This is a genomic window from Streptomyces sp. NPDC057253, assembly GCF_042669125.1.
GTDB lineage: Bacteria > Actinomycetota > Actinomycetes > Streptomycetales > Streptomycetaceae > Streptomyces.
Genome location: NZ_JBHUXV010000052.1, coordinates 1 through 14,284, shown reverse-complemented (window position 1 = coordinate 14,284; position 14,284 = coordinate 1). Strand labels below are relative to the sequence as shown.

Sequence of the window (14,284 nt, the reverse complement as noted above, 5' to 3'; positions counted from 1 at the left end):
GGGGCCTAGAGGTCGTAGACCACGGTCACCGGCGCGTGGTCCGACCAGCGCTCGTCGTGCGTGGCCGCCCGCTCGACGTACCCCTTGAGCGCCTTGGCGGCGAGCCCCGGCGTGGAGAGGTGGTAGTCGATGCGCCAACCCGAATCGTTGTCGAAGGCCCGCCCCCGGTACGACCACCACGTGTACGGCCCCGTCACGTCCGGGTGCAGGGTGCGTACGACGTCGACGTAGCCGCCGTCACCGGCGTCGAGGACCCGGCTCAGCCAGGCGCGCTCCTCCGGCAGGAAGCCTGAACTCTTCTGGTTGGCGCGCCAGTTCTTGAGGTCGGCCTGCTGGTGGGCGATGTTCCAGTCGCCGCAGACGAGGACCTCGCGGCCGTCGGCGGCGGCGCGCACGCGCAGACCCTTCAGGTACTCCAGGAACTCGTCCATGAAGCGGGCCTTCTCGTCCTGCCGCTCGGTGCCGACCTCGCCGGAGGGCAGATAGAGGGAGGCGACCGTCACACCCGGCAGGTCGGCCTCCACGTACCGCCCGCTGGTGTCGAACTCGCCCGACCCGAAGCCGACCTGGACCCGGTCCGGCTCACGGCGGGTGTAGAGGGAGACCCCGGCCCGCCCCTTGGCGGCGGCCGGCGCGTGCGTCACGTGCCAGCCCTCGGGCGCCCGGACCCCCTCGGGCAGCTGCTGCGGCTCGGCGCGCACCTCCTGAAGGCAGAGCACGTCGGCGGAGGTGTCCGCGAGCCACTCCACGAAGCCCTTCTTCGCGGCGGCACGCAGCCCGTTCACATTGGCGGAGGTCACAGTGAGCACCCCGGCACGATACCGGCACACTGGAGGGCATGATGATCCGCCATGTCCCCTTCGACCACCCCGACGCCGTCAAGCTCAACGACCAGGTCCAGGCCGAGTACCACGTCCGCTACGGCGACGGCGGCGACGCCACCGAACTGGCCCCGGCGGACTTCGCGCCCCCGAACGGCGTGTACCTGATCGCGTACGACGAGTGGGACAGCCCCGTCGCCACGGGCGGCTGGCGCGCCCAGGACACCAACGGCGAGGGCAACCTGGACGGGGACGCCGAGCTCAAGCGCATGTATGTGATCGAGGAGATGCGCGGCCGGGGTCTCGCCCGTCGCATCCTCACCGCTCTGGAGGACCACGCCCGCGCGGCCGGCCGCCGCCGCATGGTCCTGGAGACCGGCACCAAGCAGCCGGAGGCCATCGCCCTGTACACGTCCAGCGGCTACGAGCCCTGCGCCAAGTTCGGCTACTACCGCCACTTCGAGGACAGCCGCTGCTTCGCGAAGGCGCTGTGAGACGCCGTACAGACGACAGAAGACCCGCTCCTGGATCAGGAGCGGGTCTTCATGATGCGTGGACCTGAGGGGATTTGAACCCCTGGCCCCCTCGATGCGAACGAGGTGCGCTACCGGACTGCGCCACAGGCCCTTGCAACGAGTGAAACTCTAGCATCCCCGTCCGGGTGCTTGGAAATCCGTTCCCGGCTGGTCAGGGACGGCGGTCCGCGGGCCTCGCGGTCCCGTCCCGGACGTCACTCGTTGGCCGCGCGCGGCCGTTCGCCTTCCTCGTACTGGTCGAAGAGGGGGGTACGGCCACGCTCGCGTGCCCGGCGTGCGGAGGCGGCGCGGCGGGCGTCGGTGCGGCCGTCCGCCGCGGGCCTGTCGTCCGCGTCGGCGGGCTCGTCCTCCGAACCCCCGTCCTGCGCGACGGGTGCCGTCTCGTGCTCCGGGGTGACCGTGCTGGACCGTGCCGAACTCCACGCGTCGGGTGCGCCGAGGTCCACGTCCGCGGTGGCCCGCGGCGCGACCGGAGCGGTCACGTACGTCGGCAGCGGCACCGGTACCGGGTCCCAGCTGTCCCCGTGTCCGGGCCGGCGCTGCCGCTCCCGCTGCTGGTCGACCCACTCGGCGTGGTCGGTCTGCTCGACGAGGGCGCGCCGGTCGGCGGCGAGGGCGGAGAGCCCGGGATCCGTCTGGGGCGCTGGTCCCTCGTCCGGTTCGTCGGCGTCCACTCCGGTGGCCACGGACGCGCGCCGGCGCGGCTGGCGGGCCCGTTCCCGCAGGTGCTGCGCGGCGGCCTCGGCCCGGCGCCGGTCCATCTGGTAGGCGAACCGGCGGCGTTCCTGGGAGCGCAGGTACGCGATGTACGCGCTGAGCATCACCGCGGGGACACCGGGCGCCCAGAGGAAGGCGAGTCCTCCGACGGCGGCGACGATCGTGCCGAGGGTGAAGGCCGCGAAGAGCATCACGGTGGTACGGCGTCGGCGCGCGAGGACCTTCGTACGCCGGGCGCGTGCTGCTGCCGCCTCCGCGGCGGCCGTGCGCCGGGCGGCGGAGACGGGGGGCTGCTTCCGCGTGGGGGCGCCACCGTGTTCGGGCGCGGGCGCGTTCGTCTTCGCGCGCGCCGATTCTCCGTGCGCCGCTTCCCGTGCGGTTTCCCGCGCTGCGTCCCGTCCCGTTTCTCGCCCTGCTTCCCGTCCCGCTTGTCCCGCTTCCCGCGTGGACTCGCGTGCCGGGTCGGCGGAGCGTCCCGTGGCCGGCGGCGGGACCGTCGCCTGGGCCTGCGGACGGGTCGGGGGCATGGCGAAGGCCCGGACGTCCACCGAGTCGGTGACGGCGTCCGGATCGTCGGCGCCGTGCTCCCCCTCGTCGGTGGAGCGCGCGCGCAGGTCCTTGGCGTATCGACGCTCCATGCCCGCCCGTCCGGACAGCAGCCGGATGGCGGTGCTGAAGCGTTCCGTCGGACGGGCCTCGTTCAGCTCGTCCTGCCTACGGAGCCACATCGGCACCAAGTAGGCGGCCCAGGCCCCGACAATGACTGCGTAGATGAGGCCGCTGCTGCTCACGCCTCACACGGTAGAGGGGTTTGCGTGAGGCCATCTGCCAATTGAGCCGGTGTGTCGCACGATCTGGCTGATATTTCGAGCTTTTTTTGTGACCGATCCGATCAGCAGGCCGCCCGAGTCGCGAATTCAATGCCCTGAGACGGTCATGCACCGATCATTTTCGAACACTTATTCAATTTCCGGGACCTGTATCCGGAACCTGCTTGCTGGAGCGTGCCCGCTGCCAGCGTCTGAGCAACCCGTCCGGCACTTCTTCCGCGGTGAGCGCGAAGACGAGGTGGTCCCGCCAGGCCCCGTCGATGTGGAGATAGCGCGGCCGCAGCCCCTCCTCGCGGAATCCGAGTTTCTCCACGACCCGTCGGCTGGGCCCGTTCTCCGGGCGAATGCAGACCTCGATGCGGTGCAGTCCGACCGTGCGGAAACAGTGGTCCACGACAAGCGCCACGGACGTCGGCATCACCCCGCGCCCGGCCACCGACTCGTCCACCCAGTAACCGACGTGCCCCGAGCACATCGAGCCCCAGGTGATTCCGGCGACCGTCAACTGCCCGACGAGTTGCCCCCGGTACTCGATGACGAACGGCAGCATCCGGCCCGCGTTGGCCTCGGACCTGAGGTGGCGGACCATCTGCCGGTAGGTCGGCCGGTGGGCGATCGGCCCGCTCGGGGTGGGCGGCGGAATGGTCGCCTCCCACGGGCGCAGCCAGTCCCGGTTGCGCCGGTTGACCTCTCGCCAGGTCCGCTGGTCGCGCATCCTTATCGGCCTCAGGACGACATCGCCGTCCGCCAGTACGACGGGCCATGACGGGCTGTTCAGCTCGCACCCCCACTGCCGGCGCCGGGTCTTTGGTGGTCGCCGCCACGGATCTGGTCGACGGCGTGCCTCAACAGGGGCTCCAGGACGGCCAGTCCGTCCTTGACCCCGCCACTGGAACCCGGCAGGTTCACGATCAGCGTGCCTGCCGCCACCCCGGCCAGGCCCCGGGAGAGCGCGGCGGTGGGCACCTTGTCCCGGCCGAACGCGCGGATGGCCTCCGCGATGCCCGGCACCTCGTACTCGATCACCGCGCGGGTCGCCTCGGGGGTGCGGTCGGTGGGCGAGATGCCGGTGCCGCCGGTGGTGACGATGACGTCGTAGGCCGCTTCGACGCCCGCGCGCAGGGCGGCCTCGACGGGGTCCCCGTCCGGGACGACCTGCGGGCCGTCGACCGCGAAGCCGAACCCTTTCAGGCCGTCGGCGATCAGCGGGCCGCCCTTGTCCTCGTAGACACCGGCGGCGGCCCGGTTGGAGGCGGTGACGACCAGGGCGCTGTACGGCGCGAGGAGGGCGCCGCCGATCGAGCCGTCGGCTGTCATGACCGGCTCCAGTCGCCCGACTTGCCGCCCGTCTTCTCCTCCACCCGTACGTCCGTGATGACCGCTCCCTTGTCGACCGCCTTGACCATGTCGATCACGGTGAGCGCGGCGACGGAGACCGCGGTGAGGGCCTCCATCTCGACACCCGTGCGGTCCGTGGTCTTCACGGTGGCGAGGATCTCCACGGCGTCGTCCGCGACCGACAGATCCAGTTTCACACCCGACACCGACAACGGGTGGCACAGCGGGATGAGGTCCGGGGTGCGTTTGGCGCCCATGATGCCCGCGATCCGCGCGGTGGCCAGCGCGTCTCCCTTGGGGACGCCCTCGCCGCGCAGCAGCTCGATCACTCGGGGCGAGACGAGGACGCGCCCGCTCGCGCGCGCGGTGCGTGCGGTGACGTCCTTGCCGGATACGTCGACCATGCGGGCGGCGCCCGCTTCGTCGATGTGGGTCAGTCGGTCCTGCGTACTCATGGTTGTGCGGCGCTCCCGGTCCCGGCGTTGTGCGCGACACGGTACCGCCAACCAGCGGTGCTCAGCCGAGCAGGACCACTTCGACCTCGGTGCCGGGCTCCACGGACTCGACGTCCTCCGGTACGACGATCAGCGCGTCCGCCTGCGCGAGCGCGGCCACCAGATGGGAGCCGGCGCCGCCGACCGGGGCGACCGACCCATCGGAGTAGGCACCGCGCAGGAACTGCCGGCGCCCCTTGGGCGAGCTCAGCGCCTTGTCCGCGGTCAGGGTGGCCCGGGTCCGCGGGCGGTGGACGTCGTCGAGGCCCATGAGGGCGCGGATCGCGGGGCGGGCGAACAGTTCGAAGGAGACGTACGACGACACCGGGTTGCCGGGCAGGGCCAGCAGCGGGGTGTGGTCGGGGCCGATGGAGCCGAAGCCCTGGGGCTTGCCGGGCTGCATGGCGAGCTTGCGGAAGTCGATGCCGCTGCCAGGTTCGTCCTCGTCGCCCACCGAGGACAGCGCCTCCTTGACGACGTCGTACGCCCCGACGCTGACGCCGCCCGTGGTGACCACGAGGTCGGCGCGGACGAGCTGGTCCTCGATGGTGGAGCGCAGGGTCTCGGCGTCGTCGGCGACGGCGCCCACCCGGTAGGCGATGGCGCCGGCGTCCCGGGCGGCCGCGGTGAGGGCGAAGCTGTTGGAGTCGTAGATCTGGCCGGTGCCGAGGCCCTCGTCGGGCTGGACGAGTTCGCTGCCGGTGGACATGACGACCACGCGCGGGCGCGGGCGCACGCGTACGGTGCCGCGGCCGATGGCGGCGAGCAGGGCGATCTGCGGGGGGCCGAGGACGGTGCCGGCGTCCAGGGCGCGGTCGCCGGCCCGGACGTCGCTGCCCTGGGCACGCACGTGTGCGCGGGCCTCGGCGGGCCGGTACACGTGGACCTGCCCCTCGGCGCCCTCGGGGGCGAGGCTGCGGGCGCGCATCCCGCTGACCGGGCCCTCGCCGAGTCCTCCGTCGGTCCACTCGACGGGGACGACGGTCTCGGCGCCGGGCGGCAGCGGGGCGCCCGTCATGATGCGGGCGGCCTGCCCGGGGCCGACATGGAGCAGCTCGGCCTGGCCCGCCGCGACGTCCCCGACCACGTCGAGGACGGCCGGGAACTCCTCGCTCGCGCCCACCACGTCCGCGACCCGCACCGCGTAGCCGTCCATGGAGCTGTTGTCGAACGGCGGGAGGGACACCGGGACCGTGACGTCCTCGACCAGGACGCAGCCCTGGGCGTCGAGCAGTTGCAGCTCGATGGGTTCGAGGGGGCGGACGGTCGCGAGGATGTCCTCCAGGTGTTCGTCCACCGACCAGAGGTGGTCCTGGTCGGCGGGGCGGGGCGCGGCGCTGCTCAAGTCCCTACATCTCCTCGGCTACGTAACTGCGAAGCCAGGTCCGGAAGTCCGGGCCCAGGTCTTCACGTTCGCACGCGAGTCTGACAATGGCACGCAGGTAGTCGCCGCGGTCCCCGGTGTCATAGCGGCGGCCCTTGAAGACGACGCCGTGCACCGGGCCGCCGACCTTCTCGTCCTGGGCCAGCTGCTGGAGGGCGTCGGTGAGCTGGATCTCGCCGCCGCGGCCGGGCTCGGTCTTGCGCAGTATCTCGAAGATGTGCGGGTCGAGGACGTAGCGGCCGATGACGGCGTAGTTCGAGGGGGCGTCGGCCGCCTCGGGCTTCTCGACGAGGCCGCTGACCTTGACGACGTCGCTGTCCTCGGTCTCCGCCACCACGGCACAGCCGTAGAGGTGGATCTGCTCGGGGGCGACCTCCATGAGCGCGATGACGCTGCCGCCGTGCTGCTCCTGGACCTCGATCATCCGCTGGAGCAGCGCGTCGCGGGCGTCGATCAGGTCGTCGCCGAGGAGGACGGCGAAGGGTTCGTGGCCCACGTGGGGCGCCGCGCACAGGACGGCGTGGCCGAGGCCGCGGGGGTCGCCCTGGCGGACGTAGTGCATGGTGGCGAGGTCGCTGGACTCCTGGACCTTGGCGAGCCGGCCGGCGTCGCCCTTCTTCTGGAGGGCGGACTCGAGCTCGTAGTTGCGGTCGAAGTGGTCCTCCAGGGGGCGCTTGTTGCGTCCCGTGATCATGAGGACGTCGTCGAGGCCCGCCGAGACGGCCTCCTCGACCACATATTGGATCGCCGGCTTGTCGACGACCGGCAGCATCTCCTTGGGAGTGGCCTTGGTTGCCGGCAGGAAGCGGGTGCCGAGCCCGGCTGCCGGGATGACAGCCTTGCTGATCCGAGGGTGCGACTGAGTCATGACCGCAACCCTATCCGGTGCCTTTGCCTGGAATCTGGGGCTCCGGTTAATAAGCTCTTATATGAGCGTATTGGAAGGGTACGGGTGCAGACTTTGAGTCACGTCGGACGTCCCACCGAGCCTGACAAGCGAGTGTTGCGGCGAGAATACCTGGCGGTGAGGAACAGGTTGACGGCCGATGACGTGCGGGAAGCGGCTTCCGCGCTGGCCGGCCGGGCCCTTGAGCTGCCCGAGCTGTCGCGTGCGCGCACGGTGGCGGCGTACGTCTCCGTGGGAAGCGAACCCGGCACGCTGGCGCTGCTGGACGCGCTGCGCGAGCGGGGCGTGCGGGTCCTGCTCCCGGCGCTGCTGCCGGACAACGACCTGGACTGGGGCGCCTACACCGGTGAGGGCTCGGTCGCACGGGTCCAGCACGGCGGAAAAATGGCGCTCTTCGAACCCTCCGGCGACCGCCTGGGCCCGGACGCCGTGACCGGCGCCGACGTGGTGCTGCTGCCCGGCCTGGCGGTGGACTCGCGCGGGATGCGACTGGGGCGCGGCGGGGGGTCGTACGACAGGGTGCTCGCGCGCCTGGAGCGCGCCGGCGCACGACCGGCGCTGGTGGTGCTGCTGTACGACACCGAGGTCGTCGCCGAGGTCCCGACGGAGGCGCACGACCGGCCGGTGCACGCGGTGGTGACGCCCTCGGGCGTGCGCCGCTTCCGCGCCCCGGCATGACGAAGGGCCCTCCACGCGCGCGTGGAGGGCCCCTACCGGTTCACGTCACGGCTTCAGCACCAGCGAGTCCTTGGTGCCCTTGTCGACGGCCGCGTCCGAGAAGGACCAGTCCAGCAGCTCGCCCTTGGCCCACTTGCCGGTCTGGTCGGTGTAGTGCGCGCTGTAGGCGTGCCCGGAGGCCCCGGTGAGGTTGATCCACTTCGACTTGTCGAGGTCGCCGAGGTTGACCACCATGCGCATCGACGGCACCCAGACGACGCCGTAGCCGCCCGCGGCGTTCCAGCCGGTCGCGTTGACCGTGGCCTCGCCGCCACTGAGCTTCCAGGGGCCGCGGTTGAGCAGGTACTGGACGAAGCCGGGGCCCTCGGTGCCCAGGGTCTGGTTCTTCAGGAACAGGCGGTGCAGCCGGCCCCAGCTCCAGGTGTCGATGTCCTTGCCGAGCTTGGCGGTCAGCTCCCAGCGGGCGTCGATCATGGCGCGCTTGAAGAGCTCGTCGCGGTTGGTGGCCTCGGGCCGGTCGCCGACGCCCTTCGGGGTCTTCCACCAGTCGCTGTTCTGGTCGTCCATGAGGTTGCGCACGACCTCGAACCAGCGGTCGCCGCCGTCGGGCTGCGCCTGGTCGGCGTCGCGCTGGCCGCACTCGCGGACCTTCTCCGTGTCGTCCGCGGGACCGGTGGTGCTGGCCGGGTCGACCCTCAGGCACTGGCCCTTGACCCGCAGCTCCTTGGGCAGCTTGTTGCCGAAGGCGAGCTTGAGGATGTTGCGCCAGACGGCGTTGAAGTAGGCGGCCGCCGCCGAGTCGGCGTCCTGGGTGTAGTCCCAGCCCTCCAGCAGCTCCTGCGCCTCGCGCACATCCTTGTCGCCGATGTCGATCTTCAGCAGCTTGGGCACCAGGAGCTTGGCGATCTCGCTGCTGTTGTCGAGCTGCATCTGGCGCATGTCGTCGGTCGAGATCTTGCCGCCGCCCTTGATCTTCTGCTCGATCAGGTCGGTGATGCGCTGGCTGCGGGTGCCGTAGCCCCAGTCCGTGGTGAGCGTGTAGGGGTACTTGTCCTGGTCGACGACGGCCTGGTTGGCGGTGACGATGTAGCCGCGCTCCGGGTTGTACTCGTAGGGCAGCTCGTCCTGCGGGATGTACTTGCCGGTCCAGCGGTACTTCGGGTCCCAGCCGGGCGCCGGGATGGAGCCGTCGTCGCCCTTGGCGCGGATCGGGATGCGGCCCGGCAGGGTGTAGCCGATGTTCGTGGCATCGGCGTAGACGAGGTTCTGGGACGGCACGTCGAACAGGGCCGCCGCCGCGCGGAACTCGCTCCAGTTCGACGCCTTGTCCATCGCGAAGACGGCGTCCATGGTGGTGCCCGGGTCCAGCGCGGTCCAGCGCAGGGCGACGCCGTAGCCGTCGCCGCGGTCCGGGGCGGCGTTGTCGACGGTGGCCTTCTTGCCGACCTTCACCAGCTCACTGGAGCGGTCGGACAGCAGCGGGCCGTTGTTGGTCTCCCGGACGACGATCTTCTTGGAGGCGCCGCCGGCGACCTTGATGGTCTCCTCGCGCGTGGTGAAGGGAACCGTCTTGCCGTCGTACAGGTAGCCGTCCCCGGAGAGCTTCTCCAGGTAGAGGTCGGTGACGTCGACGCCCGAGTTGGTCATGCCCCAGGCGATCTTGCCGTTGTGGCCGATGACCACGCCGGGCATGCCCGCGAAGGTGTAGCCGGTGACGTCGTACTGGCACTTGCTGGAGACGGTCCGGCAGTGCAGGCCCATCTGGTACCAGACGGAGGGCAGGGAGGCCGACAGGTGCGGGTCGTTGGCCAGCAGCGGGTGACCGGTGATGGTGTGCTCGCCGGCCACGACCCAGGAGTTGGAGCCGATCCCCTGGCCGTTCACGCCGACGGCGGTCGGAAGGTCGCCCAGGGCGTCGTAGAGGCCCGACAGCTGGCTCTGGAGGGCCGAGCCGGCCGTACCGGTGCCGGTGGACGACGACGTGCCCGTGGTACCGCCGGTGGCCGTGCCCGAGCCGCTCGTGGAGCCGCCGGAGCCGGACAGGCCGTTCCCCTGCGAGCTGCCGTCCTGCTCGAACGTCCCGGTCAGCTCGTTGTACTGGCCCTCCTGGACGATCGTCCGGTTCCGGCTGTACGGGTACTCGGGGTACAGGTCGGCGATCTGCTTCGGGCCGAGGCGGCTGGTCATCAGGGCGCGGTCGATCTCGTCGTCCATGTTGCCGCGCAGGTCCCAGGCCATCGCCTTCAGCCACGCGACCGAGTCCACCGGGGTCCACTTCGCGGGCTTGTAGTCGTTGACGAAGCCGAGCGCCGCGTACTCCAGGGAGATCTCCTCGCCGCTCTTGCCCTCAAGATAGGCGTTGACCCCCTTGGAGTAGGCCTGGAGGTACTTCTTGGTGGAGGCCGACAGCTTGGTGTCGTACTCCTTCTTCGCGACCCGGTCCCAGCCCAGCGTCCGCAGGAACTCGTCGTCCTCGACCTGCCCCTTGCCGAACATCTCCGACAGCCGCCCGGAGGTCATGTGGCGGCGCACGTCCATCTCGTAGAACCGGTCCTGCGCCTGGACGTAGCCCTGCGCCATGAACAGGTCCTCGTCGGAAGAGGCGTAGATCTGCGGGATGCCGTAACTGTCGCGTTTGACGTCGACCGGGCCCGACAGGCCCTGGAGCTCGATGGAGCCCTTGGTCTGCGGGAACGACGCGCGCACGGTGCTCACCGACCAGTAGCCGCCGTAGGCGACGCCGCCGACCAGGGCCAGTACGAGGACGAGAACGATCAGACGGGCTCTGCGCCCCTTCTTCCTGCCGGACTTGCCGGGCTGCTGACCCGAGGAGGCGGTGGTGGTGGGGGGCATCGCTGTCCTTGCTGTCCTAACGCGAGCGGCAGGGCGGGCTGGTGCATTTGACTGAGAGCCTGCGTGACGCAGGCTCTGCGCGCTGGAGCAACCATAGGCGCAGCGCCTACGGGCACTTGACGCGGAGTCGGGAACCAGCGCGGACGAGCGTTCGATCATGCCTCGCCGAGCGTCAAGAAATCGTCAAGAGTTAGGTAAGGTAACGAAGTACTTGGATGCGGGAGTCCCCCTCTTCGTGTCCTATGTACGTGAGCTCACGCGCGCGTGATGCGGTGAGCCAGGGAAGGGAACGGCCGCTGACTGTCCACCACCTCAACCAGCTCCTGCTCGTCTGCTCGCTCGTCCTGCTCGTCGCCGTGGCAGCGGTCCGGATCTCCTCGCGCAGCGGGCTCCCCAGCCTGCTCGTGTACCTGGGGATCGGTATCGCCATGGGCCAGGACGGCATCGGCGACATCCACTTCGACAACGCCGAACTGACCCAGGTCATCGGGTACGCGGCCCTGGTCGTGATCCTGGCCGAGGGCGGCCTCGGCACGAAGTGGAAGGAGATCAGACCGGCCCTGCCCGCGGCGACCGCGCTCGCGCTGGCCGGGGTCGCGGTGAGCGTCGGGGTCACGGCGTCGGCCGCGCACTACCTGATCGGGCTGGAGTGGCGGCAGGCGCTGATCATCGGGGCGGTCGTCTCCTCGACGGACGCGGCGGCGGTGTTCTCGGTGCTGCGCAAGATCCCCCTGCCCTCGCGCATAACGGGCACGCTGGAGGCGGAGTCCGGCTTCAACGACGCCCCTGTGGTCATCCTGGTGGTCGCCTTCTCGCAGTCCGGTCCGGTCGAGCACTGGTACACGCTGATCGGCGAGATAGCCCTCGAACTGGCCATCGGTGCCGCCGTCGGCATCGCGGTGGGCTGGCTGGGCTCCTGGGGCCTGAGGCACGTCGCCCTGCCGGCCTCCGGTCTCTACCCGATCGCGGTCATGGCGATCGCCGTCACCGCCTACGCGGCGGGCGCGCTGGCGCACGGCAGCGGCTTCCTCGCCGTCTATCTCGCCTCCATGGCGATGGGCAACGCCAAGCTGCCGCACTGGCCCGCCACCCGCGGCTTCGCCGACGGGCTCGGCTGGATCGCCCAGATCGGCATGTTCGTCCTGCTCGGCCTGCTGGTCACCCCGCACGAGCTGGGCGACGACGTGCTGCCCGGACTCGTCATCGGCCTGGTGCTGACCATGGTCGCGCGGCCCCTGAGCGTCGTGCTGTGCCTGACGCCGTTCCGGGTGCCGTGGCAGGAGCAGACCCTCATGTCCTGGGCCGGGCTGCGCGGGGCCGTGCCCATCATCCTGGCGACGATCCCCATGGTGAACGGCGTCGAGGGCAGCCGGCGCATCTTCAACATCGTCTTCGTGCTGGTCGTCGTCTACACCCTCGTGCAGGGCCCGACACTGCCCTGGCTGGCCCGCAAGCTGCGCCTGGGCGGCGACCCCGAGGCCGCCGACCTCGGCATCGAGTCGGCGCCCCTGGAGCGGCTGCGCGGGCATCTGCTGTCCGTCGCGATCCCCGAGGGCTCGCGGATGCACGGCGTCGAGGTCAACGAGCTGCGGCTGCCGGCCGGGGCCGCGGTCACCCTGGTCGTCCGCGATGAAAAATCGTTCGTCCCGCTGCCCACGACCGTGCTGCGGCGCGGGGACGAACTCCTCGTCGTGGCCACCGACCCGGTCCGCGACGCCGCCGAACGACGGCTCCGCGCGGTGGGCCACGGCGGCAAGCTCGCCGACTGGCTGGGCACGAGCGGCGACAGCGACGCACGTTAACAGGGTGTTTCGCGCCCCCTGTACGATGGGGGCCGCACTCCTGATCGAACCAACTCTGCCTGACGCAGAGCTGGCGCGACCGTATGGCGGCCGGGACGTCCCTCGCGACGTGGTCTTCGGCATCTACCGCAGTCCGCGCAAGAGGACAGCTCTCGGTGCCATCCCTGGGAAAGGGAGTGGCGCTACCAGGCGGCAGAAAGGCACGGGCCGTGGCATCCACGGTCACCTCCTCCCGCCCGGGATACGGACAGCTGCTGCGCACCCGCGGCGCCTGGACGTTCCTGCTCCCCGGCTTCGCGGCACGCCAGCCGTTCGCGATGCTCACCCTGTCCCTGGTGCTGCTCGTGCAGCACACCACCGGCTCCTACGGCGCCGCGGGCGCCGTCGCGGCCGTCACCGGCGTCTCCATGGCGCTGTTCGCGCCCTGGAGCGGCCGTCTCGCGGACCGCTACGGACAGCGCGCCGTGCTGGTCCCCGGCGTGCTGGCGCACACCCTGGCGGGCCTGTCCCTGACGGCACTCGCCCTCGCGCACGCGCCCCTGTGGGCGCTGTTCGCGGCGGCGGTGCCCACCGGCGCCTCGGTGCCTCAGATCGGCCCCATGGTGCGCGCCCGCTGGGGCGTCAAGCTCCAGGACTCACCCCTGATGACCACCGCGGCGGCCTTCGAGTCCGTCACCGACGAGCTGACCTTCGTCTTCGGCCCGCTGCTCGCCACCGCCCTGTGCACGGCGGTCCACCCCGCCGCGGGCCTGGTGACGGAGGCCTCCCTGACGCTGCTCGGCGGCCTGCTGTTCGCCGCGCAGAAGAGCACCCAGCCGTCGGTCGTGCTCGGCGGGCACACGCGCGTGGAGCACGGCTCCGCCCTGCGCGTCCCCGGCGTGCGGGTCCTGATCGTGACCTTCCTCGGCATCGGTTCCGTCTTCGGCGGCATGCAGGTCTCCCTCGCCGCGTTCAGCGAGTCGATCGGCGAACCCGGCCTGAACGGTGTCCTGTACGGCGTCTTCGCCGCGGGCAACATGATCTCCGGCCTGGTCTGCGGGGCGATCGCCTGGAAGGTGGCCCCCCGGCGGCGCCTGGTCGTGGCCTACGGCGCCCTCGCGCTGACGGCCTCCGGCCTGTGGGCGGCGCACTCGGTGCTCGTCCTGGCGAGCCTCGGCCTCCTGGTCGGCATGTGCATCGCGCCCGCCCTGATCACCGGCTACACCCTGGTCGAGAACCTGGTCCCGGCCGGCGCCCGCACCGAGGCCTTCACCTGGCTGACCGGGGCGGTGGCACTCGGCCAGGCGGCCGCCGTCACGATCGCCGGACAGCTGGAGGACCGGTTCTGGGGCGGCGCCGGGTTCCTGGTGCCGATGGGCGGCACGCTGCTGGCCCTGGCGACCCTGCTGGCGCTGCGCTCGCACCTGGCGGGGCGGCCCCGGGGCCGTACCGTCGCACGTGGTGTCGGTCACCGAGTGCCGGTGGCAGTGGACTGATCCCCGGGAATACGTCACTATGGACCCTCGTTAGCACTCATTGAGTGAGAGTGCCAGGAGGAAGACAAGTGCCGACCTACCAGTACCAGTGCACCGAGTGCGGCGAGGGCCTCGAGGCGGTGCAGAAGTTCACCGATGACGCGCTGACCGTGTGCCCCAACTGCCAGGGCCGCCTCAAGAAGGTGTTCTCCGCGGTCGGCATCGTCTTCAAGGGCTCCGGCTTCTACCGCAACGACAGCCGCGGCTCCTCGTCGAGCAGCTCCCCGGCGTCGTCATCGAAGTCGTCGACGTCCGGCTCGTCGGACTCCTCGTCGTCGTCCTCGACCTCGTCGTCCTCCTCGGACTCGAAGTCGTCGAGCACGGGCACCTCGTCCAGCAGCAGCTCCGCCGCGTAAGCCGCACTTCCCGAACCCTGTCGTCGTACGACGACAGGGTTCTCGGCGTTCCCC

General features: G+C 70.9%; 13 protein-coding genes and 1 tRNA gene. 5 read left to right on the top strand and 9 right to left on the bottom strand.

All coding sequences use genetic code 11. From position 1 onward, the window contains the following. Positions 1 to 5: 5 nt before the first annotated feature. Positions 6 to 809: an exodeoxyribonuclease III gene (locus ACFULQ_RS26390; RefSeq protein WP_383547964.1), complete on the bottom strand. Its 804-nt coding sequence runs from the start codon at positions 807 to 809 to the stop codon at positions 6 to 8. A 29-nt stretch (positions 810 to 838) separates the two neighbouring features. Between ACFULQ_RS26390 and ACFULQ_RS26385 the strand changes: the two genes are divergently transcribed. Then, the gene (locus ACFULQ_RS26385; protein ID WP_383547961.1) at positions 839 to 1,315 is read left to right on the top strand and encodes a GNAT family N-acetyltransferase; all 477 of its coding nucleotides are present in this window, start codon (positions 839 to 841) and stop codon (positions 1,313 to 1,315) included. Between the two features lie 59 nt (positions 1,316 to 1,374). On the opposite strand, the gene ACFULQ_RS26380 is transcribed toward ACFULQ_RS26385, so the two are convergent. From ACFULQ_RS26380 to galU, 7 genes are all read right to left on the bottom strand, one after another. Continuing rightward, a tRNA-Ala gene (locus ACFULQ_RS26380) sits at positions 1,375 to 1,448 on the bottom strand. Positions 1,449 to 1,551: 103 nt separating this feature from the next. Beyond that, on the bottom strand, positions 1,552 to 2,865 hold the full coding sequence (gene glpR / locus ACFULQ_RS26375) for a gephyrin-like molybdotransferase receptor GlpR (protein WP_383547959.1): 1,314 nt from the start codon (positions 2,863 to 2,865) through the stop codon (positions 1,552 to 1,554). Between the two features lie 172 nt (positions 2,866 to 3,037). After that, positions 3,038 to 3,682 carry a GNAT family N-acetyltransferase gene (locus tag ACFULQ_RS26370; RefSeq protein WP_383548091.1) on the bottom strand — a complete coding sequence of 215 codons (645 nt, stop codon included), beginning with the start codon at positions 3,680 to 3,682 and terminating at the stop codon, positions 3,038 to 3,040. Beyond that, a complete protein-coding gene (locus ACFULQ_RS26365; RefSeq protein WP_383547956.1) occupies positions 3,679 to 4,221 on the bottom strand; it encodes a molybdenum cofactor biosynthesis protein B in 543 nt (180 codons plus the stop codon). Before ACFULQ_RS26365 ends, ACFULQ_RS26370 begins: the two co-directional genes overlap by 4 nt. Beyond that, positions 4,218 to 4,697 (bottom strand): cyclic pyranopterin monophosphate synthase MoaC, encoded by a 480-nt coding sequence (gene moaC, locus ACFULQ_RS26360; protein ID WP_020137770.1) that lies wholly within the window; start codon positions 4,695 to 4,697, stop codon positions 4,218 to 4,220. Before moaC ends, ACFULQ_RS26365 begins: the two co-directional genes overlap by 4 nt. A 61-nt stretch (positions 4,698 to 4,758) precedes the next feature. Then, positions 4,759 to 6,081 (bottom strand): gephyrin-like molybdotransferase Glp, encoded by a 1,323-nt coding sequence (gene glp, locus ACFULQ_RS26355; protein ID WP_383547953.1) that lies wholly within the window; start codon positions 6,079 to 6,081, stop codon positions 4,759 to 4,761. Between the two features lie 4 nt (positions 6,082 to 6,085). Beyond that, a complete protein-coding gene (gene galU, locus ACFULQ_RS26350; protein ID WP_383547950.1) occupies positions 6,086 to 6,988 on the bottom strand; it encodes a UTP--glucose-1-phosphate uridylyltransferase GalU in 903 nt (300 codons plus the stop codon). Positions 6,989 to 7,081: 93 nt separating this feature from the next. Here galU and ACFULQ_RS26345 point away from each other — a divergent pair, with 93 nt between their 5' ends. After that, a complete protein-coding gene (locus ACFULQ_RS26345) occupies positions 7,082 to 7,705 on the top strand; it encodes a 5-formyltetrahydrofolate cyclo-ligase (protein WP_383548086.1) in 624 nt (207 codons plus the stop codon). A 45-nt stretch (positions 7,706 to 7,750) separates the two neighbouring features. On the opposite strand, the gene ACFULQ_RS26340 is transcribed toward ACFULQ_RS26345, so the two are convergent. Next, positions 7,751 to 10,558: a penicillin acylase family protein gene (locus ACFULQ_RS26340; protein ID WP_383547947.1), complete on the bottom strand. Its 2,808-nt coding sequence runs from the start codon at positions 10,556 to 10,558 to the stop codon at positions 7,751 to 7,753. A gap of 242 nt (positions 10,559 to 10,800) precedes the next feature. Here ACFULQ_RS26340 and ACFULQ_RS26335 point away from each other — a divergent pair, with 242 nt between their 5' ends. From ACFULQ_RS26335 to ACFULQ_RS26325, 3 genes are all read left to right on the top strand, one after another. Beyond that, the gene (locus ACFULQ_RS26335; protein ID WP_383547944.1) at positions 10,801 to 12,360 is read left to right on the top strand and encodes a potassium/proton antiporter; all 1,560 of its coding nucleotides are present in this window, start codon (positions 10,801 to 10,803) and stop codon (positions 12,358 to 12,360) included. 209 nt (positions 12,361 to 12,569) lie between these two features. Further along, on the top strand, positions 12,570 to 13,835 hold the full coding sequence (locus tag ACFULQ_RS26330) for an MFS transporter (protein ID WP_383547942.1): 1,266 nt from the start codon (positions 12,570 to 12,572) through the stop codon (positions 13,833 to 13,835). Between the two features lie 68 nt (positions 13,836 to 13,903). After that, the gene (locus ACFULQ_RS26325; RefSeq protein ID WP_383547939.1) at positions 13,904 to 14,230 is read left to right on the top strand and encodes an FmdB family zinc ribbon protein; all 327 of its coding nucleotides are present in this window, start codon (positions 13,904 to 13,906) and stop codon (positions 14,228 to 14,230) included. Positions 14,231 to 14,284: the final 54 nt, after the last annotated feature.

Excerpts from the sequence above, each read along its gene's own strand:
- ACFULQ_RS26385 (WP_383547961.1), top strand. The coding sequence starts at position 839 with ATGATGATCCGCCATGTCCCCTTCGACCACCCCGACGCCGTCAAGCTC.
- ACFULQ_RS26365 (WP_383547956.1), bottom strand. The coding sequence starts at position 4,221 with ATGACAGCCGACGGCTCGATCGGCGGCGCCCTCCTCGCGCCGTACAGC.
- moaC (WP_020137770.1), bottom strand. The coding sequence starts at position 4,697 with ATGAGTACGCAGGACCGACTGACCCACATCGACGAAGCGGGCGCCGCC.
- galU (WP_383547950.1), bottom strand. The coding sequence starts at position 6,988 with ATGACTCAGTCGCACCCTCGGATCAGCAAGGCTGTCATCCCGGCAGCC.
- ACFULQ_RS26340 (WP_383547947.1), bottom strand. The coding sequence starts at position 10,558 with ATGCCCCCCACCACCACCGCCTCCTCGGGTCAGCAGCCCGGCAAGTCC.
- ACFULQ_RS26335 (WP_383547944.1), top strand. The coding sequence starts at position 10,801 with ATGTACGTGAGCTCACGCGCGCGTGATGCGGTGAGCCAGGGAAGGGAA.